Raw genomic sequence first — 25,279 nt, forward strand, 5'->3', positions numbered from 1 at the left:
CGTAATGAACATAAAAAAATTTGCTAAAGTAAATGAACAAATTCCTGGACCGAAAGCAGCGTCTTTATTAGAACGCCGCCAAAATATAGTACCAAAAGGAGTAAGTAACGGCATCCCAACGTTTGTACAATCTGCAAATGGTGCTCTTGTAACAGATGTTGATGGCAATCAGTACATTGATTTCGCGGGAGCAATCGGAACAATTAACGTAGGACATTGTCATCCAGCTGTTAAAGAGGCGCTCCATAAACAAGTAGATCAATACATTCATACTGGATTTAATGTCATGATGTATGAGCCATATATTGAATTAGCAGAAAAACTTGCGGCATTAGCGCCAGGAAGTTTTGATAAGCAAGTACTATTTTTAAATAGTGGTGCAGAAGCGGTTGAAAACGCGGTAAAAATTGCTCGTAAATATACAAAAAGACCTGGTATTATCGCATTTTCTAAAGGTTTCCATGGGCGTACATTAATGACGATGACGATGACAAGTAAAGTAAAACCATATAAATTTGGATTTGGCCCATTTGCGCCTGAAGTCTATAAAGCACCATTCCCGTACGAATATCGCCGCCCAGAAGGATTAACGGAAGAGCAGTACGATGACTTTATGGTTGAAGAGTTTAAGAATTTCTTCATATCAGAAGTAGCGCCAGAAACAATTGCAGCTGTTGTAATGGAACCTGTTCAAGGGGAAGGCGGATTTATTGTCCCAAGTAAGAAGTTTGTGCAAGAAGTGCGCAATATTTGTTCAGAACACGGCATCTTATTTGTAGCGGATGAGATTCAAACAGGATTTAGTCGTACAGGAAAATATTTTGCTATTGATCATTATGATGTCGTTCCAGATTTAATTACGGTATCTAAATCATTAGGCGCTGGTGTACCGATTAGTGGTGTTATTGGGCGCAAGGAAATTATGAATGAGTCTGCGCCGGGAGAGCTTGGTGGAACGTATGCAGGAAGCCCACTAGGATGTGCAGCAGCATTAGCAGTGCTTGATGTAATAGAAAAAGAGAATTTAAATGATAGAGCGATAGAATTAGGAAAAGTCGTAATGAATCGATTCGAAGAGATGAAAAATAAATATAATTGCATCGGTGATGTGCGTGGTTTAGGAGCAATGTGTGCATTCGAGCTTGTTCAAGATCGGAAGACGAAAGCACCTGATAAAACGTTAACAGCTAATTTGTGCGCAGAGGCAAATAAACGTGGATTACTCCTACTATCAGCAGGGACATACGGTAATGTTATTCGTGTGTTAATGCCATTAGTTATTACAGATGAGCAGCTTGAAGAAGGATTAACAATAATTGAAGAATCATTGCAAGTCTGTTATGAGAAAGCAAATACTGCTCGTGTTTAAAAGTTAAATAATAAATCGCAAACATTCTAGCTGACTCTATATAAAAGGCAGAAAATTCACTTTATAATAAAGGTAGTGAAGTGAATCGATGTATTGGAAGATAGGGGTGGCTAGGATGGTTGGAGAAAAGGAACGAGTGTTAATGGATTTACAAGATGTATTTGAATATGCGTTTGACGAAATTTTTGTGACTGACGAAAAGGGAATCGTTGTGCGTGTAAATAGTACATGTGAAAGGCACTATCAACTAGCTGCTAAAGAGTTAGTCGGTAAACATGTGAAAGAATTGCAAAAGGATGGTATCTTTTATCCATCGGCAACGTTAGAAGTAATTGAAAAAAAGAGACCGATTGAACTCGTTCAAACGACAAAATCAGGGGAGTATTTACACGTTCGTACAAGGCCTGTTTTTGATAATGAGGGAAATTTAAGAAGAGTAATTAGTTATTCTCGTGATCTTACAGAACTTTACCAATTACGTCAAAAGGTAGAGGAAATGGATAATCAGTTAAAAACATATAAAAAAGAATTAAGAGAAACATATGAACATGAAGGACTTATTTTTAAAAGTATCGCTATGCAAAAAATAGTCGAGACAATCAAGAAAGTATCCGTGGTAGATAGTACAGTTCTCGTTTTAGGTGAGACAGGAGTAGGGAAGAGTCGATTAGTACGTCATTTACATGAAGTGAGTAACAGGAAGAATGAAAGTTTCTATGAAATTAATTGTGCGGCATTGCCAACGAATTTAATTGAATCAGAGCTTTTTGGATACTCAGGTGGATCTTTTACAGGTGCGAATCGTGAAGGGAAAAAGGGACTATTAGAATCAGCGCACAGAGGAACTCTTTTCTTGGATGAAATTGGCGAAATGCCGCTTGAAATTCAAGCGAAGCTTTTGCAAGTGTTGCAAGAAAAAACGTTTCGTCCTATTGGCGGAAGAGAATTAAAAAAGGTGGACGTTAGAATTGTAGCGGCAACAAATCGAGATTTAAGTATGATGGTGAAACAAGGAACATTCCGGAAAGATTTATATTATCGTCTGAATGTCATTCCAATTTTGATTCCGCCACTTCGGGAAAGAACAGAAGACATTTTGCCACTTATTTATCATTATTTACAGCACTTTAACGAGAAATATGGTCGGAATGTAAAATTAGCGCCTAGCACATTGCAAATGTTTGTTGGTTACCCGTGGGAAGGAAATAATAGAGAAATTGAAAATGTGATAGAGCGAATTGTTATAACTGTTGATGATATCGTTACGATAGAAGATTTGCCAATAGCGATGCAAGAATCAACGGTTGAACAGTCCGGCCAAAGTCTCTATAAAATGTTAGAAGAAGTAGAACGGAATATTATTTTAAAAGCATATAAAACATATGGATCGAGTTATAAAGTAGCGGAGTTTTTAAAAATAAGTCAATCTGCTGCCACTAGGAAAATAAAGAAACTTATAGAGGAGGAAGAAAACATTGGATAAAAAAGCGACGTTTGTAAATGTAGAGAAAAAGGCGATGTATATAAATGGTGAGTGGATTACATTGCAAGAACAAATCGAAGTAAATAATCCAGCAACGAAGGAAATATTTGCGACGGTACCAAAGGGCGGAGTAACAGAGGCAAAGCAAGCTGTTGATGCGGCCCATGAAGCTTTTCAATCATGGTCTAAGTTAACAGCAGCAGACCGTGCAGTGAAGTTAAAGAAATGGTTCACGCTTATCGATGAAAATAAAGAAGAGATTGCAGCGATCATGACGAAAGAACAAGGAAAGCCGTTTGCAGAAGCACTTGGTGAAGTGAATTATGCAAATAGCTTTGTTGAATGGTATGCAGAAGAAGGAAAACGCGTATATGGTGAAATGATTCCTGCTTCTCATCCGAATAAACGTATTTTAGTTATGAAACAACCAGTTGGAGTTATGGCAGCTATTACACCTTGGAACTTCCCGGCGGCTATGATTACAAGAAAGGTAGCCCCGGCGCTCGCAGCAGGATGTACAGCAGTTGTAAAACCTGCAAGTCAAACGCCGTTAACTGCGCTGAAATTAGCTGAATTAGCCCATGAAGCAGACATTCCAAAAGGCGTAATAAATATTGTAACAGGTAGTGCGAAAGCAATTGCTGATACGTGGATGGAAGATGGACGTGTTCGAAAAGTTTCTTTTACAGGATCAACGGAAATTGGGAAAGAGTTAATGGCTAGTGCTGCACAAACGATGAAAAAGGTTTCACTTGAGTTAGGTGGTCATGCGCCGTTTATTGTTATGAATGATGCGGATTTAGATAAAGCGGTAGAAGCGGTAATTGGTTCGAAATTCCGTAACGCAGGACAAACGTGTATATGTACAAACCGAGTATTTGTTCAGGAAGAAGTGTATGAAGTGTTTGTAGAGAAGTTCCAAAAGGCAGTAGGGCAATTAAAAGTAGGAGACGGTTTCGGTGACGGAACGACTGTAGGACCACTTATTGACGAGAATGCAGTTTCGAAAGTACAAGGACATATCGAAGATGCTATTCAAAAGGGTGGAACAGTTTTATATGGTGGCCAAAAGGTTGCCGAGCTAGACGGACACTTTATGCAACCAACTGTAATTGGATTGGCGAATGATACGATGCTTTGTATGAATGAAGAAACATTTGGTCCAGTTGCACCAGTTGCGGAATTTAAAACAGTGGAAGAAGTAATCGAAAGAGCAAATAATACACCATACGGCTTGGCTGCGTATATTTTCACGAAAGATATTAGTCAAGCGTTCCAAATTAGTGAAGCACTAGAGTATGGTATTATCGGTTTAAATGATGGACTTCCATCAGTTGCACAAGCACCGTTCGGTGGCTTTAAAGAGAGTGGCATTGGCCGTGAAGGAGGCCATTTCGGTATCGAGGAATATTTAGAAATTAAATATATTTCATTAGGACTATAAGTAGTATACTAGAATCTCTATAAGGTAACAGAGAAGGAGATTCTAGTATGGTATATTGGCTATTATTACTCGTAACAATTATTTTTGAAGTAGCTGGAACAATTGCGATGAAATTATCAAACGGTTTAACAAAGCTCGTTCCAAGTGTACTGATTTTCGTATTTTATGGAATTTGTTTCAGCGTGTTCGCCATCGTTGTCAAAAAAATTCATTTAAGTATTGCTTATGCCATTTGGTCTGGCGTTGGAACATTACTTATTACAATCATTAGCGTGTATTTCTTTAAAGAGCACATTAGCTTATTCCAAGCATTTTGTATTCTCTTTATTGTTTTAGGAGTAATTGGACTTAAGGTTTCATCGGCATCATAAGTAGTAGTTTCGTTTTATGACATTGCTTAGGGACGGTACGTTGGTAAATGAATTATATCAGCGATTTTTTTGATATATCGACCGTAACTCAATTTATATCAGCGATTTTTGAAATATATCGATTTACCGACAAAAATGACAATATAAAAGGAGGCTATCCCTGAGGATAGCCTCCTTTTATATTAAAATGCCCAGTTACCTTTACGGAAGATTGGTTCATGTCTGCCATCAGCTGTAATACCGTCGATATCAAGCTCAGCTGATCCAATCATGAAGTCGTTGTGTGTAATACTAGTGTTTGCCCCATTTTCAGCAAGTTCTTCTTTGGACATTGTTTTTCCGCCAACTAAGTTAAATGCATAAGCGCTTCCGATTGCAAGGTGGCAAGATGCGTTTTCATCAAATAGCGTATTGTAGAATAAAATATTTGTATTTGAAATTGGTGAATCATGAGGTACTAAAGCTACTTCTCCTAAGAAGTGAGAACCTTCATCTGTTTCTACTAAATGTTTTAAAGCCTCTTCACCAGTTTCAGCTTTATAATCTACGATACGTCCGTTCTCAAATGTTAACGTGAAGTTATCGATAATGTTACCTGCAAATGCTAACGGTTTTGTGCTAGATACTTGGCCGTTTACACCTGTTTTAAGTGGCATTGTAAATACTTCTTCAGTTGGAATGTTCGCCATAAATGGTACGTTCTTTTCATTTAAGCTACCAGCACCAGCCCATACATGCTTTTCTGGAAGTTCGATTGTTAAATCTGTTCCAGGACCTGTATAGTGAAGAGCTTTATAATGCTTTTCGTTTAAGTAATCAACTTTTGTATGTAACGTTTCATCGTGTTCTTTCCATGCTTCCACAGGATTTTCTAAATCAGCACGAGTCGCTTTAAAGATGGCATCCCATAGTTTTGCTTCTTGTTCTTCTGGTGCAACGTCAGGGAATACCTTTGCAGCCCATTCTTTCGTAGGAACAGAAATGACACACCAGCTTACTTTATCAGCTTGTACGTAATCACGGTATACTTTCATTGCTTCACCAGCTACTTTATGAGCTGTTGCGATACGCGTTGATTCTACACCTTTTAATAAATCAGGATTTTCTGCATAAATAGACATAAATGCAGCACCTTCTTTTGCTAATTCTTCACGAGCGTGTGCTTTCCAAGATGGGAACTCAGCGAATGCTTCTTCAGGAGCTAGATCGAACTTTAAGCGTGTTAACGTCTCATCATTCCAATCCACATATACGTGTTTTGCACCAGATTTATATGCTTTTTCTGTAACGAGGCGTACAAATTGTACAGCTTCAAGAGGTGCACTAATTGATAATGTTTGTCCTGGTTGAATATTAACACCAACATTGACTGCAAGGGCAGCATATTTCTCTAACGTTTGTTCAAATGACATATGTATAATCTCCTTTAATTTGAAAGATTTCTTACTATATATAATACAAGAAAATTCAAAAAATATATATAAATAAAGCGTAAAAAGAGAGCTCAAAATATATTGAGCTCTCATCGTTATTTTATCGAAGAAGCAAATTGCTCTACGGTCGTCGTATTGTGTATGCGAACACGTTTCATTTTTAATAATTCATCGGGTTCACTTTTTGTGATGAACTTTCCGGATTTTGTTGTCGTCGCAAATTGATAATATTTCTTCGTTTCTGCAACGACTTTATCATCTACATGACCGAATGGGTAAGCAACTGCGATAATAGGTTTACCTGTTATTTTTTCTAGTTTTTCTTTCGATCCCTTTAATTCTTCTTCATAGTTTGTAATCTTTGGTAAGTCTGCATGTGTTGCAGTATGAGATTGCATGGAGAAAATGCCGGAATCAACCATTTCTTTTATGTCAGATGTAGAAAGAGATCCTTCAGCATCAACATTATTAACAATCATATATTCTGTTGCCGTTGGCTTAAACGTATCGTCTTTTAGTTTTTGCAGAATATGAAATGCATTCATATTATTTTTCATACCGTCATCAAATGTAACAAAGATAGGTTTATTCACTTTATTAATATCGCTCCAACGTTCAAAAGTTAGTAATGTATAGCCATGGTCCTTTAAATATTTCATTTGGCCTTCAAAGTTGGCGGGGGATACGAATAAATCTTTAATGCCTTGTCCATGATAATCATCGATTGCATGGTACATAAGAATGGGAACCTTTTGCTCGAAAGTAATTGCAGATTTTGTGAGTGGAATGGTTTTCCCATCTTCTTTCATTCCTATTGCTTCGATTTGAAACTCACCACGTTTTCCTTCAAATTCTTTTATATCAAAAGGAAGTGTAAACTGTTTCTCCTTTTCTTTAGAAGAAAAAGATTTAGTGTGGTCCTTTCCGTCAGCTGTGCGCCAAATTTTATATTGTACCTCAGTTAAAGTATCCTTTACATCTGTCATATGAATAGTAGTATTTGTAGATTCGTGCGTAATTGGAGTATAAGAAATTTTACCTTGTTCTTGTACGGTCACTTCTTGTTTCTTAGTCTCTTGAACCTTTTTCTCTTTTTTAGGTTCAGGACTTACATTGCTACTGTTACAGCCAGCTAAAATGGCAGACGTACATAAAGCGATTGCTGCGTATTTTCTCATAAAATCACCTTCTATTGTGTATTATGTTGCATGCTTATATTTAAAATCCCCACCACTGTAAGAGAGGTGGGGACATACCCTTGTTCATCATATCATTTTAGTAATGAGATAGGTTTTTAATAGAGCTATTTCTACCATCTTTTAGTAAGGTTTACTTTATAAGAGATATGAATTTTTCCATTGATGTATTAGGCCCTACAAAATGGCGTTTAATTAAGTATTGTTCGTTTGGCATCCCTTTTGTAATGTGATTACCGTGATCGGTAGTTACTGCGAACTCATAATGTTTTTTTGTTTCTTGAACAGCTAAGTCATTATAAGAACCTACTGGATAGGCGAGGGCGATGACCTTTTTACCAGTAAGGGCTTCGATTTTTTCTTTCGAACTACGTAATTCCTCGTCATAATTACTTGAATAAGCCATCATCGTATGATTAGCAGTATGCGATTGAATAGAAAAAATGCCTGAATCCATCATTTGCTTTATCTCATCTGTTGATAGACGATTTGGTTTGTCTATCTCATTTGCAGTAAGAAATTCAGTAGCCGTAGGTTGAAATCTATCATCCTTTAATTTTTGTAAAATATGAAGGGCGTTCATATTATTTTTTCGACCATCATCCATCGTTACAAAAACAGGTTTATTTACACGATTTATATCATTCCAACGTTCAAATGTGAGCATCGTATAACCGTTATCTTTTAAATACTGCATATGTTTTTCGAATTGCTCAGGTGGTACGTATAAGCCGTAATCCCCATCACTTGGTCCAGGGTATTTTTCAATTGCATGGTACATTAATACGGGTACACTTTGCTGGAATGTAATTTTAGATGTTACTAGATTTGTTTCAGTATGATCTTCTTTGATTCCTACTGTTTCAATTTGGAATTCGCCACGTTTTAAATGAAATGATTTTAAATGTAGTGGGAGGGCGAAGTCACGTTCTTTTTCTTGTGAAGTAAAAGTTTGTTTGCTTTCAGGACCATCAGCAGTACGCCAAATATTGTAACGTACTTGTGTAAATGAATCTCTTAAATCCTTTGTATAAAGCGTGGTGTTTTGTGCGTTATATTCATACGGATCCCATGTAATAGTTCCTTGTGTTAAAGGAAGTTCAACTGCTTCCGCTTTTTTTGGTTCAACTGCTTCCGCTTTTTTTGGTTCAACTGCTTCCGCTTTTTTTGGTTCAACTGTTTGTTTCGCCGTTGCTTCTTTTATTTGTTTATCACTAGTGCTACTAGTGTTACAACCTACGAGAATAGCAGAAGAAAGTAAAGCGATATATGTATATTTTTTCATTCTATCATCCTTCTATTGTGTTTTAATTATCATTCGTATAAGTGACACTAACTCAAATTTTTGATTTTAAAGATTTGAATTATACCCTTGTCCATCATATCACTATAGAATATATAGGGGAATACATTTTTGGGATAATTAGGAAAAGATAGCTTATATTTTTCTGGTGAGGTTTACATAAAAATACATATAGAAGAAAGTAAAAAAACTCCACCTAAATTTCCTTTTGAAAAAGGAGAAGTAAGGTGGAGTTTTTTATTAAATAAACAATCCAGCGATTGTTGCAGATAAAATAGAAGCAAGTGTTGATGCAAATAGCATTTTCCAACCAAATTTTGATACGACGCTTCCTTGTTTTTCAGAAAGGGCACGGATTGTACCAACAATCGCACCAATTTGGCTAATACTTGCGAAGCTAATTAAGAATACAGTAACGATTCCAACTGTACGTGGATCTAATGTTGCAGCAGCGCCCTTTAAATCAAGGATTGCTACGAATTCATTTAAGACAATCTTCGTACCCATAATACCACCAGCTGGGATAATATCATGAGTTGGGATACCCATTAAGAATGCGAATGGAGCAAGTATATAACCGAAGATTTGTTGTAAAGTAATAGCATGTCCCATTGCACCTGAAGCTGCGCTAATTACGTAGTTTACAACTTCCATCACACCGATGAAGGCGATCATTAACGCCGCAACGATACCAGCTACTTTTAAACCATCAAGCGCACCGTTAATCATTGCACCGATAAAGCTGTCTCCGAATAGAGTTTTATCAAATTTTTGAATTACTTCGTCTTCTTTTTTCGTATCAACTGGTGTTAATAACGAACAAACGATTAAGCTTGAGAATAAGTTTAGCGGAAGAGCTGCAAGTACGTATTTTGCATCTAGCATCATTACGTATGATGCTGTAACAGAAGCAGAAACTGAGCTCATCGCAGAACAACAAATGATAAACATACGGTTTTTATTGAAATGTTGTAAATCATTTTTAATAACGATTAACGCTTCGCTTGAACCGAAGAATACAGAGTTTACTGCGTGGAATGATTCGACGCGTGGTAAACCAGTAATTTTTGAAATGGCACCGCCGACAATGCGAACGATGAATGGTAAAACACCTAAATAACTAAAGATTGAAAGTAGTGCTGAGAAAAATACGATAATTAATAATACATTTAAGAAAAAGACAAAATCTCTTTGAATTCCATTAAAGAGAAAATCGACACCTGTCGTACCAAGTTTAATTAGTTTGTTGAAAACTTTACCAATGAAAACAATGATTTGTTGACCAATCTTTGTGCCAAACATAAACCAACCGATTAAAATTTGAAAACCAATCATAATAGCAATTGCACGGAAGTTGATTTTACTTTTGTTGTTTGACAAAGCAAAACATAAACCTAAAACGACAAGAATGCCGATAATGCTCATTACGTATTGCATGTAGTTGCCCCTTTCAGAAGTTCGTATAAAGTTTGTACATAAAACGCTCGTTATATTACTAAAAATAAAACAAAGAGGTTTTATGTCATACGTAAGATGTCTGACCTTTTAGAAAAATAAAAATAAAAAAAGACCCATATGGATTCACTTTCATCTATGAGAGAAAGCTAATCAATATGAGTCCTTTTTTGCACATAGGCTAATATTCATTAGTTTTCCCCATAGTCCAGCAATTTAAGGTTGCCGGGTAGAAACTCTCGATCCATATTATCGAATATATATGAGGTAACATCGTCCGTATTAAATTAGTAGTAGCGTAACATTAACAGAGAACTATCGTCAATAGCTTTTTTTCTTCCGATAGAAATAGACCATATAAGTATGATAAAATGTAACGCAGTGTTATGAAAAAGAGAGGTCGGAAAATGAGTACAAAAATGACGCCACCAGTTGAAAAAAATGATTTTATAGATGTAGTATTTGAAGATTTAACACATGATGGTGCCGGTGTTGCGAAAGTAAAGGGCTATCCTATTTTCGTTAAAAACGGATTACCAGGTGAAGAAGCACAAATTAAAATTATTAAAGTGAAGAAAAACTTCGCATTCGGTCGTTTAATGAAGCTTCATACAGAGAGCCCATATCGTAAAGATGCAGAATGCCCAGTGTACAATCAGTGCGGCGGTTGTCAGCTTCAGCATTTAACATATGAAGGACAATTACAAGCGAAAGAAAAACAAGTACGTGACGTTATGCAGCGTATTGGTGGATTAAGCGATGTTCCTGTGCACCCTGTACTTGGCATGAAAAACCCATGGGTATACCGCAACAAAGCACAAGTACCAATTGGAGAACGTGAAGGTGGACTTGTCGCTGGTTTCTATCGTCAAGGAACACATGACATCATTAATATGGAATCATGTTTAATTCAGGCAGAAGAAAACGATACATTAATCCAGGAAGTAAAACGTATTTGTGAAAAACACGGTATTTCGGCATACAACGAAGAGCGTAATAAAGGAACACTTCGCCACGTAATGGCTCGTTACGGACAAGTAACAGGGGAAATTATGCTTGTCTTCATTACTCGTACAGCAGAATTACCAAACAAGAAAGCAATCATTGAAGAAATTGCTGCGAAATTCCCAGAAGTAAAATCAATTGTTCAAAACGTAAATACGAAACGTACAAACGTAATCTTCGGAGACACAACGACAGTACTGTACGGATCAGAATACATTTATGACTTTATCGGTGACATTAAATTTGCAATTTCAGCACGTTCATTCTATCAAGTAAACCCAGAGCAAACGAAAGTGTTATACGATAAAACGTTAGAGTACGCAAAGTTAGATGGCAACGAAACAGTAATTGATGCTTATTGTGGAATTGGATCAATCTCCTTATTCCTAGCGCAAAAAGCGAAAAAAGTGTACGGCGTTGAAATCGTTCCAGAAGCAATCGAAGACGCAAACAGAAACGCAGCACTAAACAACATGACAAACGCTGAGTTTGGCGTAGGAGAAGCAGAAGTAGTTATTCCAAAATGGTACAAAGAAGGCATAATCGCCGATACAATTGTCGTAGATCCACCGCGTAAAGGTTGTGATGATGCACTACTAAACACAATCATCGACATGAAACCAAAACGCGTCGTATACGTATCATGTAACCCAGCAACATTAGCACGTGACTTAAAAGTACTAGAAGAAGGCGGATATAAAACGCAGGAAGTACAACCTGTTGATATGTTCCCGCATACGACTCATGTGGAGTGTGTGGCTTGGCTGAAGTTGGTATAATAGGAAAGCAGTTGATATAGGAAAATCTATACCATCTGCTTTTTGATTTATAAAAATACCATTCATAAGCGATTTTAGTTAAAATAAATATTGCTGATTTTCACAAATTATAAATTGAGAGTTTGAAATTGCATTCATATTGAGAGGATTTGAATTTGAAATGATAGATAATTTTTGGCGTGATTTACCACGACCATTTTTTGTACTTGCACCAATGGAAGATGTGACAGACGTTGTTTTCCGTCACGTAGTAAGTGAAGCTGGTCGCCCAGACGTATTCTTCACAGAGTTCACAAACTCGGATAGCTATTGTCATCCAGAAGGTATGAAAAGTGTACGTGGCCGTTTAATTTTTACAGAAGATGAACAGCCAATCGTGGCGCATATTTGGGGAGATAATCCTGAATATTTCCGTCAAATGAGTATTGGTATGGCAGAGTTAGGATTTAAAGGCATTGATATTAACATGGGTTGCCCTGTACCGAACGTAGCATCAAGAGGAAAAGGTAGTGGTCTTATTCTACGTCCAGACGTTGCGGCAGAACTTATTCAAGCAGCCAAAGCAGGCGGGCTACCTGTCAGCGTAAAAACAAGACTTGGCTTTAAAGAGTTAAGCGAATGGGAAGATTGGTTAACGCACATTTTCAAACAAGATATTGCGAACCTTTCTATTCATTTACGCACAAGAGAAGAAATGAGCCAAGTAGATGCACACTGGGAGCTAATTCCGGAGATTAAAAAATTGCGTGATCGCATTGCACCAAATACGCTTTTAACAATCAATGGTGATATTCCTGATCGTCAAACTGGAATGGAACTTGCTGAAAAATACGGCATTGACGGTGTTATGATTGGACGAGGTATCTTTAAAAATCCATTTGCTTTCGAAAAGGAGCCAAGAGAGCATAGCAGTAAAGAACATCTCGATCTTTTAAGACTACAACTTGATCTTCAAGATCAATATGCAGAAGTATTACCACGCTCTATCACAGGACTACATCGCTTTTTCAAAATTTATGTAAAAGGCTTCCCTGGAGCTGCTGAACTAAGAAATCAATTAATGAGCACAAAATCAACTGATGAAGTACGCGCATTACTTGATAAGTTTGAGGCGAGTGTTAATGTAGTAGAAGGTAGTGAAACAGTGTAGCTCCCTGAAGTAGAGTGGCTGGATTCTATTTATTTAGTTTTAAGTTCTTTTGTAGATTGCAACGGAAAGAAAACAGTTTTAGAAACGCATTGAACCAACCATCATATTTGTGTTCTCGTGTATACTCTGTGTATGTGGAGTTTGTGACTGGCGTGTAGAGATAGTTTGAATAGACAGATGGGAATCTTGACTCAGATGAGTAAGGACTCCCATCTGTTTTTTTGTTTTAATATATTAAAAAGCAATAAGTAATATTGTACATTGTTACCTGAATGGAGTGGTATTTGTTTCATTTTAGGTAAGCTGATTTATATTATAAGTAAATGAATTTTTGTGGCTGTATGACCTTTAGTAATGAAGACGTATTTATCTCGCAACTGAGTAATAAAAATATTAAATGATTATGCAAATAATTCCTATATTAAATCTATAAAAAACATTATAATAGTGAGAAATATGAAATATTTTGTCGAATTAGTAATAATTGCATAGTAAAATGATAGTAATGATTGGTTTTAAATGAGAATTTAAATTTGGATATAAATAGATATTTTCAATGAAATGGAGTTCGTTTTTATGTTGAAGGAACAAACGAGGTATTCTCGACTTGCGAATATAACTAAAATGATTAATACAAAGCTGGATTTGCGTGAAGTTTTAGAGCAAGTCACAATAGCAATTTCTGAAGAAATCGTTCAATGCGATTCTGTTGGTATTTATTTGCCACAGGAAGATGGGACTTTTAGAGGGTATGTAGGAAAACCGGAAGTTATTAACGGATGGACATTGGATATGCATGTCATTGATACAGACATTGACCTGCTGGCGAAAGAAGTAATTGAAACCAAAAAAGCCATCTATATACCTGATACATCTAAGGATAGCCGGCCAGATCCGAGAGCAGTGGAAGGGTTCCGAATTAAATCTTTATTCGTTCTTCCTATCTCTTTTGAAGAAGAGTTATTTGGTCTAGTTTTTTTATTTGATTATGGAATTCCCATGAATTTAACAGAGTCAGAAATTCAAACAGTTGAGGCATATGTGAATATGGCGGCTGTTGCCATTCAAAATGCGAACAATTTAACTCATAAGGTAAACCTTATTGCTGAAAAACAGCTCTTATTAGATGTGACACGGGATTTATCTATGTGTTCTTCCATGCAGGAAAGTCTTGATACTTGTTTTTCCTATTTAGGAAAAGTTTTAGACAATTATAATATTGGAGTTCATTTACTGGATCCTTTAGCTAAGAAAAAAATTAGACCGGTGAAGTTAAGTAAGGATTCAGAATGGAAAGAAGAAGATTGGATTAAGACACATGATAAGATAAAATTTGATAAAAGTAATGATAGAGTCACGCAAGAGGTCATTGAAACAAAAAAGCCAATCTGGATTCCAGATGTTTATGCAGATCCGCGCCCCAACCATGATGTTTGCCGTAATTTTGGCATGAAGGGACTCTTTATGTTGCCATTGGTTTCAATGGGAGAGGTATTAGGACAAATATCTGTGGTCAATCTAGGAGATAGTAATTTTAGTTATTCTGAAGGGCAGATACAGCTGTCACAATCTATTGTCGATGCAACTGCCTCCACGCTATCAAACCTTTTATATATGGAAAAGCAGGAAATTATTATCGAAGAGAGGACCTCAGAAATTACGGTTAAAAATAAGGAACTGGAACGAGTAATAACTGAATTACAACAGCTTAGCCGTGAGAAGGAATTGATTCTCAATTCTGCTGGAGAAGGAATTTTCGGTTTAGACCTTGATGGAAATATTACCTTTTGTAACCCAGCTGGTGCCTCCATGTTAGGCTATGATATAAAAAATGAATTAATAGGAAAACCGTCCAGTATGGTTTTCAACGGAATTGAAGCAGGAAAGAAAAAGCAGGTGGCCTCAGGTTGCAATGGGAATTGGAATCTTTACGATAAAACTGAGCAGTTTTTTAGAAAAGATCAATCCTGTTTTCCGGTGGAGTATGTCATTTCCTCTATAAAAGAAGGGGATGAAATTGTCGGAGAAGTCGTTACCTTTAAGGATATAACCCAAAGGAAACAAATGGAGGAAGAAATAAAATACCATGCTTATTTTGATAGTTTAACAGACCTACCTAATAGAGTTCTACTAAAGGACAGACTAACTCAAGGGCTGACATATGCTCAATTACATGCTGAAAAATTAGCAGTTCTGTATTTAGATTTAGATAGGTTTAAGTTTGTGAATGATACGCTCGGGCATAGCTTCGGTGATCTGTTGTTGCGAGAAGTTGCAAATCGATTAAGTGCTTGTATTCCTAAAAGTGCTACGGTCTCGAGGCAGGGTGGGGATGAATTTACTATCTATTTACCGAATATCAAAAGTGAAAAAGAAGTGTTAAAGGTAGTAAATCGTGTCATTGATTCTTTTTCAAGGCCATTTCAGTTAGTAGACAATGAAATCTATATGAAAACGAGTATTGGTATTAGTATATTTCCTGATAACGGTGATACGACTGAAATCTTAGTTAAAAATGCAGACACAGCTATGTACAAATCGAAAGAAATATCAGGAAGTAGCTATCATTTCTTCAGTGAAGGAATGGATACTAGAACTTTTGAAAGCATTAAGCTAGAAAATGATTTGTATAAGGCATTGGAACAAGAAGAACTTGTAATCTATTACCAACCGCAAATAAATGGCAAAACGAATGAGATTGAAGGTTTAGAGGCTTTAATTAGGTGGAACCATCGAGAACATGGGATGATATCGCCTGATAAATTTATCCCAATAGCTGAAGAAACTGGATTAATAGTCCCGATAGGTGAATGGGTTCTAAAAGAGGCCTGCAGGCAATTAAAGAAATGGCACGATCAAGGTTTCCCATTAATTAGTATGTCCGTGAATTTATCTGCGCGTCAATTTGAACAAAGTGATTTATTTGCTGTGGTCAAAAGTGTTCTAGAGGAAGTAGAGTTATCTCCGAGGTATATACAACTAGAACTCACTGAAAATTTAATTGTTAAAAATACAGAATCAACTTTAAAAACAATGAAGAAATTAAAAGGTCTAGGAATCAACCTTGCTATTGATGATTTCGGGACTGGTTATTCATCTTTAGGTTATTTAAAAAAATTGCCTATTTCAACGTTAAAAATTGATAAATCCTTTGTACAGGATATGACAAAAGATGATGCAGCTATTACAAATACTATTATTACGCTGGCTAAGAATTTGAACCTTGACGTTATTGCTGAAGGTGTTGAGACAAAGGAACAGGTCGAATTTTTATCTGCACGAAATTGTTATTTGATGCAAGGGTATTTTTTCAGCCGTCCTATGGCAGCTGAAGACATCGAAAAAAATTTTTTATAGAGAAATAAATTAAAAATGAATGGAGCATACACATGAGAGCAGCCCGAAATGTATTAGAATATTTAATAGCTAATGAAGTTAAACATATATTTGGTATCCCAGCTGGTTCTGTAAATGCGTTTTTTGATGAACTTTATGATATGCCTGAATTAACACCAATCGTAGCAAAGCATGAAGGGGCAGCATCCTATATGGCTGCCGCTTATGCGAAATATACAAATCAGCTAAGTGTATGTATTGGGTGTAGTGGACCAGGTGCGACAAATCTTGTAACAGGTGCTGCCAATGCTATGAGGGAGCATTTACCTGTTTTATTCATTACAGGTGCTGTACCTCTTAGTACGGTAGGTTTGAATGCATCACAAGAATTAGATGTAGAACCAGTCTTCAGGCCTGTTACAAAATATAGCGTTACAGTTAATGATGTAAAGGATGTACTTAAAGAAGTCGCACTAGCAATTGAAATTGCTATATCCGGAGTACCAGGACCTGTACATATTGCGATACCGATTGATATTCAACACGAAAATATAGAAAGTGTTGAAATGCCGCTACTTCCAAAAAGACTTCCTGTTGTTCCTGGCCTAGACAAAATAAAAGAAACAGCTAGAGAATTGGTAAAAAGAGATAAGGGGTATATTTTTGCAGGACAGGGTATAAGAAACTCTGTTGAGTCATTAATAGAGCTGGCAGAACTGCTGAATTGGCCAATTATAACAACTCCACAAGCAAAGGGGTATATCCCTGAGGAACATCCGCTTTTAGTCGGAGTGTTTGGATTTGCCGGTCATGAGGCTGCCTCTGCATTGATTAATGAAGGTGATGGAAAAGCATTATTAATTGTGGGCTCCAGCTTAGGGGAAACTGCGACAAATAATTATAATGGAAACTTAATAAAAGATCGCTTCTCTGTTCAAATGGATTTTGACCAATCTGTTTTTAATCGGAAGTACAAAGTGGATATTCCAGTACTAGGCGATATCAATTTAAGTTTATTAATGTTAATAGAAGAATTAAAGACTTTAGGGTTGCAAAAGGATAGTGCTGAACTTACCGTTGAAAAGAAGAAAGAGGAAGAGAATACAGAGGAATATAATACGAAAAATGTTCTCCTGAACCTTCAAAAATGTTTACCGTCAACTACTAGATATACCATTGATATTGGTGAATTTATGGCGTATGTTATTCATCACATGGAGGTTATAGATTTTGATTCCTATAATATTAATGTACATTTTGGCGCAATGGGAAGCGGAATTGGTTCTGCGATTGGTTCAAAACTGGCTGAACCGGAGCGTCCGGTTGTATGTATTACTGGTGATGGCTGCTTTTTCATGCACGGGTTGGAAATATTGACGGCGAAGGAATATAATTTACCTATTTTATTTGTTGTGATGAATAATGCCCGTTTAGGAATGGTATATCATGGGCATTCGTTACAGTTCCGTAGGACTCATCCATCCTTTGAACAAGAATCAATCAATATTAGTGCGATGGCCGCGGCTATGAATATACCAAGTTATAGAATCAATGAATTAGAAGATATCAATCAAGATGTTATAAACAGCTTAATGAATTTAAATGGGCCAGCAGTTCTAGAGGTTGCTTTAATTGATAATAATACTCCTCCTATGGGAGATAGAGTTAAATTTTTATCGTCTTTTGGAAAATAAGGTTGTTTTATTCACTAACTAAAAAAATCATATAGGGATTCCCTATATGATTTTTTTTATAAAGATTGATATGAATCGTGAATTACCTTAAGAATTGTTCCGATGACCTGCCCTTTAAATTCATCTGGAATTGCTTCTCCAGATGGATTTGAGTAATAGTAACATCCGGCTCTTTCATCGCAAGAGAACCCAAAGTTTGTTAATGATTGCTGTAGGTCCTTCGGCAATTCTTCTATTCCAGTTTGTTCAGTGAAATAGTCAGTAGGAAAAACCTTTACATCGACATCCCCTAATCCAGTATGAACAACAAATAAGTCTTGTTCATCCCGAACAACCCACTGATCTTTAGAAAATAAAGAAATTCTTGCCCCTTCTAAAGAGGATATTGCATCTAAGTTAATACCAAAAATTTGATTGATAAGTTGGCGGATTTCTATTCCTGTGGCCTTTCTTCCGTAATGGATGAGGGTAGAATCTATGGCCTTTATAGCAATATTCTCAGTTGAGGAACCTGCTCCTGTCAGTATCCATTTTTTTGATAGGACAGGTTTAGTTGTTAAATCAAATTTGAAAATGGACATTACAATGTTACAAATCTCGGTACTGGTTATTTTTCCTGGGTGAGAATCAAGATGTTTGTCCATTAATTCTACTTTTTTCACTCGGTCTACACCTTTTTCTAACATTTACAACAAACTCCAATCATAAAAATAAAGTATGTTTTTTATTAATAACATAGAAAGAGTTTAAAAAATTCTTGCCCTTCCGCTAAAAATATAGACTAGATATTCTCCACTTAACTGAAAGCCCTTAAAATGCTGTTATTCTATTATACTAATTAATACCTGTGTATTGTTATAAAAAAAATTAAGATATATTTTATAGAAAAAAGGGAACTAAAAAGCATTCGAATCTCTTCCTAGATTTAATCCTAACTAGCATTAATCCACCTAAGACTACAAAACCTCCCCCTAAAATGTTAAAGTAGTAACTTAACGACATTCATTTATACATGCTAAAAGCATTACTATAATCAACATTTCAGGAGGAAAAACAATGGCAATGAGCAACAACGATATATTAAAAAGAGTAAGATATGCTTTAGATATAAGAGATATAGATATGGTAGAAATCTTTAAACTTGGTGGTATGGAAGTAACGAAAGAAGACGTAGTTGATATGCTTACAAAAATAAAGAGAGCGCCTCAGCATGAAGCTGAAAATGATGATGTAATCGAAGATGAGTACGTACTAACATGCGACCTGATGATGTTAGAGGCATTTCTCAATGGATTTATCACTTTAAAAAGAGGGAAGCAAGATCCGAAGCCAGGACAACCGGCACCTGTACAAAGCAAAGAGAGTGCGAATAACCTTCTTCTAAAGAAAATGAAAATTGCACTATCTTTAACGAGTGAGGATGTACTTGATATATTAGATAGCGTAGGTGTTACGGTAACAAAGGGAGAACTAGGCGCCCTATTAAGAAAAAAAGGCCATAAAAATTACAAAGAGTGCGGCGATAGATACGCAAGGAATTTCATTAAAGGATTAGGTGTAAAGTATAGAGGATAATAAGTCCGTTAAGGCAGTAAATGATATAATAGGTAGAGTAGGACGTTCGTGTCCTATTCTTTTTTATTTGTAAAATAATACATTAGGTGATGAAATGGTACATACATATTTAGGTGAGACGATTCATTTTCATATAACTTATAAAAAGAAAAAATCGGTGCGTCTTTTTGTAGATTCGTACGGAAATGTGGAAGTGCAGGCTCCAAAGGGAACACCTGTTGAATACTTAGTCCAGTTGCTAGAGGAGAAATGGGATTGGATTCAGAAAACACGTAAGGAAATGCAAGAGCGAGCGCTTGGACCACAGGAAAAGGATTATGATCAAGGAGAGGGCTTTCTGTATTTAGGAAATACGTATCCGATACAGATTTCTCAAGATGCAAGTATTATGCAAGACAGTGCAGTGTTTGAAGGAGATAAGTTACACATTTATGTGAAGGAGCTTAAGGATGAGAAAATCCAGCAAGCTTTAAAACGATTTTACTATAAGCAGTGTAAGTCATTAGTAGAGAAGAGTATTAAAGCACATCAAAGTAACTTCAAAACAAAACCGCGTTCTATTCGTATTACAGATAGTAGCCGAACATGGGGCACTTGTGATTCAAATTTACAGCTAACATTCAATTGGAAGCTAGCGATGGCACCACAGCGAGTAATTGATTATGTAGTTGTTCATGAAATGTGTCATATGGTTCATTTAAATCATGATCGCTCTTTTTGGCGCCTTGTCGGGAAGATAATGCCTGATTATAAGGAAATGGAGAATTGGTTAGCATTATCTAGTTGGAAGATGACGGTTTAGTAGGTAGTGGTGCGCTTTATAGAGGTTGCGATTATTGTAAATAATTGTCGGTAAGTTGATATGTTTCAAAAATCGCTGATATATTTGGAGTTGCAATCGATATGTTCAATGAAGAGAAAGTAAAGGGAGATGTCACAGCAGACATCTCCCTTTTTTCTTACGTAGCAATCATCGCCCAAACGTCACAACAAAATCTCCATCTACTTTCTCCATCTCATACCCACGATAACCGTCCGAAAGCAAAGCCTGCTGTCCGCCAGCATCGCTCATCGGAACGCTTCTAACATCCTTCCAATTCTTTTCTATGTTCCCACGTAATTCTTTCACAAAAACATACCGCATACTACCGCCATACTTCTCCTTCAGCGCAGCAATTTCTATTCCTTGCGCAAACTTATCCTTTAAACTAGGAATGTTGAAAGGTGCAACGGTGCAGCAAACGTAATCGTATTTGCTATCTTCTTTTTGTAATTCATCCATGATGACTTTTGCTAATATTTTTTGCATACCATTTCCGCGGCAGTTTGGATGAACGTTTGAGATTTCTTGATAGATGACGCGATGTAGTTCGCTTTCGGGCAAACCAATATCAAGTCCTAAATGTTCATCGTCGATAGGAGGGACGAGTAGAGCGCGAAATGCGATGAGTTCGTTTTCGATAAATGCTCCGATCATCATGCCATTCCCTTCTAGAATGTATTGAAATTCTTCTTGTGAGAGTGGTTGTAAGCGACTTTTATCTTCTAATGCTTCAACTATAATATTTTGTAGTGATAAAATTTGTTCGATGTCCTCTAGTGATAGTAATGTAACGTGAAATGGATCGTTATTTTGTTTTAATGATCCTTTGTATAGAACTTTCATGCGTTAGTCCTCCTTTAGCGTACAATGTCTTGAAAGACGGTTAGTTCTTGTAATGTATCTTCATTTATTTCAATGCCTAATCCCGGTTTTTCGTTTAAGCGAATAAATGGTACGTCGTAATGTAGGTTTCCGATGTCTTTTGTGAATTTTAATGGCCCTGTTAGCTCGACGCTAGTAATGATTTTTTTTGAGAAAGCGACATGGAATCCTGCGGAAGAGGCAACAGATGATTCGACCATGGATCCAACTTGGCATTCAATGCCTGCCATTTCAGCTTGATGAGCGAGTTTTACAGCTGGATATATGCCGCCGCATTTCATTAGTTTTATATTTACTTTATCAGCTGCGTCTAATTTAATAATTTGACGCATTTCACGAGAGCCCTTTAATCCTTCATCAATCATAAGTGGAAGATCTGTTTTAGAACGAATATGAGCCATTGCGTCAATATCGTCTGCGACAACAGGCTGTTCAATCCAGTCGATGTTTAAATGTCCTAATGAACGAAGTGCTGTTAATGTGTTTGCACTATTTTTCCACCCTTGGTTTACATCAACGCGAATCGCGATATCATTTCCTACACGTTTACGTACAGCTTCAATACGTTTTACATCCTCTTTTACATTTGTACCGACTTTCATTTTGAAAGATTGGTAACCTTTCTGAATCATAGAGGCAGCTTCTTCTGCCATGTATTCTGGATTAGCAATACTTAAGACGTGAGTGAAAGGAAATTCTTCATGGTAGCGCCCGCCAATTAATTGATATACAGGTTGATTTAATTTTTTGCCCATTATATCAAAACAAGCAATATCAATCGCGGCCTTCGCAGTAGGCACACCGTAAATTATATTGTCCATCATATCGTGTATTTTCTCGATATGCATTGGGTTTTGCCCGATGAACGCAGGAGCAAGTGTATGTTTTAAAGTATGGAAAGTACTTTCCCATGATTCGCCTGTAACGTGATCATCAGCAACGCCCTCACCATAACCGATAATACCTTCATCTGTTTCCATTTTGACGATAATAGAAGGCATATCAGAATAAGAACCATAACTAATAACAAACGGATCGCGAAGCGGTAAACGAATTGCGTAAAGATGAATAGCTGTAATTTTCATTAGGTAGAGACCCCTTCCTGTTTACAATAGTTTTGTACATTTGATATAGTTGACGTTAAATAGTCGTTAATTAAGGGTAAGGAGTTAGAGAAATGATGATAAAAATTGCAGTTGTCGGTTCAAAAGAGTTTATGGAGACACTTTTACCTGTCGCTCATAAACTAGAAGAAATAGAGATTGATCCATATATTTACCTTCATCCGGCGGAATCTTCTGAACTATTAAAGCGTTTAAAGCCTTGTGATTTCATCTTTTTCTCAGGTGCTTTACCTTATTATATGGCAAAAGAAATAAGAGAACAATTACGAATTCCAAGTACGTACTTACAGCAAGACGAGACAACTGTCGCATCTTCCATTCTTTCTGTCATGTATCACCAAGGTATTCAACCACATAAAATTTCAATTGATTTAGTAGACCGCTCATTCATTACAAATGTGTTCCATGATATCGGTATAAAAGAAAGTCCACAAGTGTTAGATTATAAAAATATGCTGTGGAGTAAAGATGAAATAAATAGAGTTATGGATTTTCACATAGCTAAATATCAATCTGGAGAGGCTCATTTAGCTTTAACTAGTATCCATGCTGTCTATGATGCACTTCAAAAAATAGGTATTCCTTCAGAGCGTATGATAGATCCGAAGCAATCGATTATACATGGTTTACAAGATGCAAAAATAAAAGCTGAGTTAGCAAAAAGCCATTCAGCTACTGTTGGTGCTTGCATGATTACTTCTTTAGAATTACGAGAAGGTTTGCTTGAGCAATTAGATTTCATTTCAAAAGAACTGCGTGGTTCATTTAAAAAAGTTGATGAAATGACGTTCATTTTGTATACGACTCGTGGTGATATTGAATCGATTATAAAAACAAATATGATAAATAATTTATTTGCGAGTATAGAAGGAACGATAGCTATTGGATTTGGTTACGGAAAAACTGTGAAAGAAGCGGAGCAAAATGCTAAAATCGCTCAAAGTTTCGCGAAGAATAATCCAATAGACCACTGCTTTTATATACTAACAAGTGATAAAGAACTATTTGGTCCGTTCCCGAAAGAACAGAGAGTACAAAGTTTGAAGAATGACAACCCAGAACTAATGAAAATAGCGAAGGAAACGAAACTTAGTCCAGCAAACTTGTCAAAAATTATTCAATTTAGTCAATCACATCCGTCATTGAAGTTTACAGCAGCAGACCTTTCTGAATACTTACAAGTGACTCGGCGATCAACAGAAAGGTTATTAAAGAAACTAGTTGATTATGGGTATGCTCATATTTGCGGCGAGGAAATGCCCTATCAACAAGGGCGTCCTCGCGCAATATATGAACTGAATTTACCGTTATCGTTAAGCTTCTAGTTGAGCCTGTTGTTTTTTTAGTAGTTCTGCTTTTTCAATGTCTGATAGTTTCGTAATTGTGAGACCAGTTATGCCGTAAAGGATTGAAATAATAGGTACGATGAAATTTAATATAGCATAAGGAGCATATTCGAATGCGCCAACTCCAAGTGTTGCGAGTATAAATACACCACATGTATTCCAAGGGACGAACACAGAAGTTAATGTTCCGCCATCTTCTAATGCTCTGGATAAATTTTTAGAATGTAGTCCTTTTTCTGTGTATGCATTTGCGTACATTCTTGAAGGAACAACGATCGAAATATATTGTTCAGAGCAAGTAAGGTTTGTCGCAAAGCAAGATGCGATAGTAGAAGCGATAAGTCCTTTTGCGGATGTCGCTAATTTTAAAATTTGATTTACAATTGAGCGAAGAATGCCAGTATGTTCAAGTACTCCTCCAAAAGTCATAGCGACAATTGTCATAGAAACTGTATTCATCATCGAATCTAAGCCACCGCGGTTAAAGAGTTCGTCTACTAGTTTGTTTCCTGTGTCTATAACAAATCCAGTTTGGAGTGCACCGACAGATGCAGAGACAGAACCACCTTGAATAAAGACTTGTGATAAAAACCCTAAAATAATACCTACGAGAATAGCTGGGATAGCAGGAACTTTTTTAGCGACCAATACCATAACGACTACAGGTATGATTAATAGGAAAGGCGAGATAACAAAGTTTTGTTGTAATACTTGTAACGTTTGATCGATACTTTTTGCATCAATATTGTTAGCGCCGAAGCTTCTTCCTAAGAACGCATAAACGATAAGAGTAATAATTAAACCTGGAATTGTAGTAAATAACATGTGACGAATATGTGTGAATAAATCTGTATTTGTTAATCCTGCGGCTAAGTTTGTTGTGTCTGAAAGCGGTGACATTTTATCGCCGAAATAAGAACCGGAAATGATAGCACCGGCAACCATTGGAGCTGGGATTCCCATACTTAGGCCAATTCCCATTCCTGCAACACCAATTGTCCCCATTGTAGACCAAGAGCTACCGATAGCTAATGCAACAATAGAACAAATAATTGTAATTGAAACTAAAAATAGTGATGGAGTTAAAAGATTTAAACCGTAATAAATCATTGTTGCGACGATTCCGCCGCCAATCCAAGCACCGATCGTTAAACCTACTAGAATAATGATAACGATAGCGGGTAATGCGAGGCGAATTCCTTTATACATTGCTTCTTCAATATCGTGCCATTTGTAACCGTAACGCCAAGCGACGATAGAAGCAACGGTAGTACCGATAATAAGTGGGACGTGAGGGCTTTGTTTTAATACAACAATTGTAACCATCATAACTGCAACTGTAATGATAATAGGGATTATTGCTACGCCAAAAGGTATTTCTTTTTTCATAAACTGCCTCCTCATTATGTATGTTTGTATTTTTAGAATTGTCGCAAAATAGACGTTATTAAATTATAATAACTAAAAATTGATATGAGCGTCAATAAAAAACAGAAAATAAGGAATGTTCT

At 36.5% G+C, this 25,279-nt stretch carries 19 protein-coding genes and 1 riboswitch; of the genes, 11 read left to right on the forward strand and 8 right to left on the reverse strand.

Annotated elements, in window-relative coordinates; genetic code table 11:
* The first annotated feature begins 4 nt into the window (after nt 1-4).
* The 4 genes from gabT (at nt 5) to KZZ19_RS01890 (ending at nt 4,667) form a co-directional block, all read left to right on the forward strand.
* A complete protein-coding gene (gene gabT, locus KZZ19_RS01875) occupies nt 5-1,369 on the forward strand; it encodes a 4-aminobutyrate--2-oxoglutarate transaminase (RefSeq protein ID WP_237981925.1) in 1,365 nt (454 codons plus the stop codon).
* A 115-nt stretch (nt 1,370-1,484) separates the two neighbouring features.
* Nucleotides 1,485-2,852: a sigma-54 interaction domain-containing protein gene (locus KZZ19_RS01880; protein WP_237981926.1), complete on the forward strand. Its 1,368-nt coding sequence runs from the start codon at nt 1,485-1,487 to the stop codon at nt 2,850-2,852.
* Entirely contained in the window at nt 2,845-4,296 is a 1,452-nt protein-coding gene (gabD, locus tag KZZ19_RS01885; RefSeq protein ID WP_237981927.1) for an NADP-dependent succinate-semialdehyde dehydrogenase, read from the forward strand. The genes KZZ19_RS01880 and gabD overlap by 8 nt, the downstream gene beginning before the upstream one ends.
* A gap of 47 nt (nt 4,297-4,343) precedes the next feature.
* A complete protein-coding gene (locus KZZ19_RS01890; RefSeq protein ID WP_000263262.1) occupies nt 4,344-4,667 on the forward strand; it encodes a DMT family transporter in 324 nt (107 codons plus the stop codon).
* Nucleotides 4,668-4,849: 182 nt separating this feature from the next.
* Here KZZ19_RS01890 and KZZ19_RS01895 read toward each other — a convergent pair whose 3' ends face one another.
* The 4 genes from KZZ19_RS01895 to KZZ19_RS01910 all read right to left on the reverse strand — a co-directional run bounded on the left by KZZ19_RS01895 (nt 4,850) and on the right by KZZ19_RS01910 (nt 10,036).
* Nucleotides 4,850-6,079 carry an aminopeptidase gene (locus KZZ19_RS01895; RefSeq protein WP_237981928.1) on the reverse strand — a complete coding sequence of 410 codons (1,230 nt, stop codon included), beginning with the start codon at nt 6,077-6,079 and terminating at the stop codon, nt 4,850-4,852.
* Between the two features lie 116 nt (nt 6,080-6,195).
* On the reverse strand, nt 6,196-7,278 hold the full coding sequence (locus tag KZZ19_RS01900; protein WP_237981929.1) for a polysaccharide deacetylase family protein: 1,083 nt from the start codon (nt 7,276-7,278) through the stop codon (nt 6,196-6,198).
* Nucleotides 7,279-7,429: 151 nt separating this feature from the next.
* The gene (locus KZZ19_RS01905) at nt 7,430-8,581 is read right to left on the reverse strand and encodes a polysaccharide deacetylase family protein (protein WP_237981930.1); all 1,152 of its coding nucleotides are present in this window, start codon (nt 8,579-8,581) and stop codon (nt 7,430-7,432) included.
* A gap of 258 nt (nt 8,582-8,839) precedes the next feature.
* Entirely contained in the window at nt 8,840-10,036 is a 1,197-nt protein-coding gene (locus tag KZZ19_RS01910; RefSeq protein WP_237981931.1) for a NupC/NupG family nucleoside CNT transporter, read from the reverse strand.
* 202 nt (nt 10,037-10,238) lie between these two features.
* Nucleotides 10,239-10,340: riboswitch (purine riboswitch) on the reverse strand.
* A gap of 121 nt (nt 10,341-10,461) precedes the next feature.
* Between KZZ19_RS01910 and rlmD the strand changes: the two genes are divergently transcribed.
* The 4 genes from rlmD to KZZ19_RS01930 all read left to right on the forward strand — a co-directional run bounded on the left by rlmD (nt 10,462) and on the right by KZZ19_RS01930 (nt 18,018).
* Entirely contained in the window at nt 10,462-11,838 is a 1,377-nt protein-coding gene (gene rlmD, locus KZZ19_RS01915; protein WP_237981932.1) for a 23S rRNA (uracil(1939)-C(5))-methyltransferase RlmD, read from the forward strand.
* A gap of 160 nt (nt 11,839-11,998) precedes the next feature.
* Nucleotides 11,999-12,988 carry a tRNA dihydrouridine synthase gene (locus KZZ19_RS01920; RefSeq protein ID WP_237981933.1) on the forward strand — a complete coding sequence of 330 codons (990 nt, stop codon included), beginning with the start codon at nt 11,999-12,001 and terminating at the stop codon, nt 12,986-12,988.
* A 576-nt stretch (nt 12,989-13,564) separates the two neighbouring features.
* The gene (locus tag KZZ19_RS01925) at nt 13,565-16,345 is read left to right on the forward strand and encodes an EAL domain-containing protein (RefSeq protein WP_237981934.1); all 2,781 of its coding nucleotides are present in this window, start codon (nt 13,565-13,567) and stop codon (nt 16,343-16,345) included.
* Nucleotides 16,346-16,377: 32 nt separating this feature from the next.
* Nucleotides 16,378-18,018, forward strand: a complete 1,641-nt coding sequence (locus KZZ19_RS01930) for a thiamine pyrophosphate-binding protein (protein WP_237981935.1) — start codon at nt 16,378-16,380, stop codon at nt 18,016-18,018.
* A gap of 56 nt (nt 18,019-18,074) precedes the next feature.
* On the opposite strand, the gene KZZ19_RS01935 is transcribed toward KZZ19_RS01930, so the two are convergent.
* Nucleotides 18,075-18,704, reverse strand: coding sequence for a hypothetical protein (locus KZZ19_RS01935; RefSeq protein ID WP_237981936.1), 630 nt, complete (start codon nt 18,702-18,704; stop codon nt 18,075-18,077).
* 370 nt (nt 18,705-19,074) lie between these two features.
* On the opposite strand from KZZ19_RS01935, the gene KZZ19_RS01940 reads away from it, so the two are divergent.
* Complete coding sequence (locus KZZ19_RS01940) at nt 19,075-19,593, forward strand: DUF1456 family protein (protein ID WP_237981937.1); 519 nt, start codon at nt 19,075-19,077, stop codon at nt 19,591-19,593.
* 94 nt (nt 19,594-19,687) lie between these two features.
* Nucleotides 19,688-20,395 (forward strand): M48 family metallopeptidase, encoded by a 708-nt coding sequence (locus KZZ19_RS01945; RefSeq protein ID WP_237981938.1) that lies wholly within the window; start codon nt 19,688-19,690, stop codon nt 20,393-20,395.
* Nucleotides 20,396-20,563: 168 nt separating this feature from the next.
* Here the strand turns inward: KZZ19_RS01945 and KZZ19_RS01950 are convergent, their stop codons facing one another.
* Together KZZ19_RS01950 and KZZ19_RS01955 are read right to left on the reverse strand one after the other, a co-directional pair.
* Entirely contained in the window at nt 20,564-21,259 is a 696-nt protein-coding gene (locus tag KZZ19_RS01950; RefSeq protein WP_237981939.1) for a GNAT family N-acetyltransferase, read from the reverse strand.
* 14 nt (nt 21,260-21,273) lie between these two features.
* Nucleotides 21,274-22,383 (reverse strand): mandelate racemase/muconate lactonizing enzyme family protein, encoded by a 1,110-nt coding sequence (locus KZZ19_RS01955; protein ID WP_237981940.1) that lies wholly within the window; start codon nt 22,381-22,383, stop codon nt 21,274-21,276.
* Between the two features lie 92 nt (nt 22,384-22,475).
* On the opposite strand from KZZ19_RS01955, the gene KZZ19_RS01960 reads away from it, so the two are divergent.
* A complete protein-coding gene (locus KZZ19_RS01960) occupies nt 22,476-23,747 on the forward strand; it encodes a transcriptional regulator (RefSeq protein ID WP_237981941.1) in 1,272 nt (423 codons plus the stop codon).
* Here the strand turns inward: KZZ19_RS01960 and nhaC are convergent.
* Complete coding sequence (nhaC, locus tag KZZ19_RS01965) at nt 23,736-25,157, reverse strand: Na+/H+ antiporter NhaC (protein ID WP_237981942.1); 1,422 nt, start codon at nt 25,155-25,157, stop codon at nt 23,736-23,738. The genes KZZ19_RS01960 and nhaC overlap by 12 nt on opposite strands.
* Nucleotides 25,158-25,279 lie beyond the last annotated feature (122 nt).

The sequence above is a fragment of the Bacillus thuringiensis genome (assembly GCF_022095615.2).
In the GTDB taxonomy this organism is placed as follows: Bacteria; Bacillota; Bacilli; order Bacillales; family Bacillaceae_G; genus Bacillus_A; species Bacillus_A cereus_AG.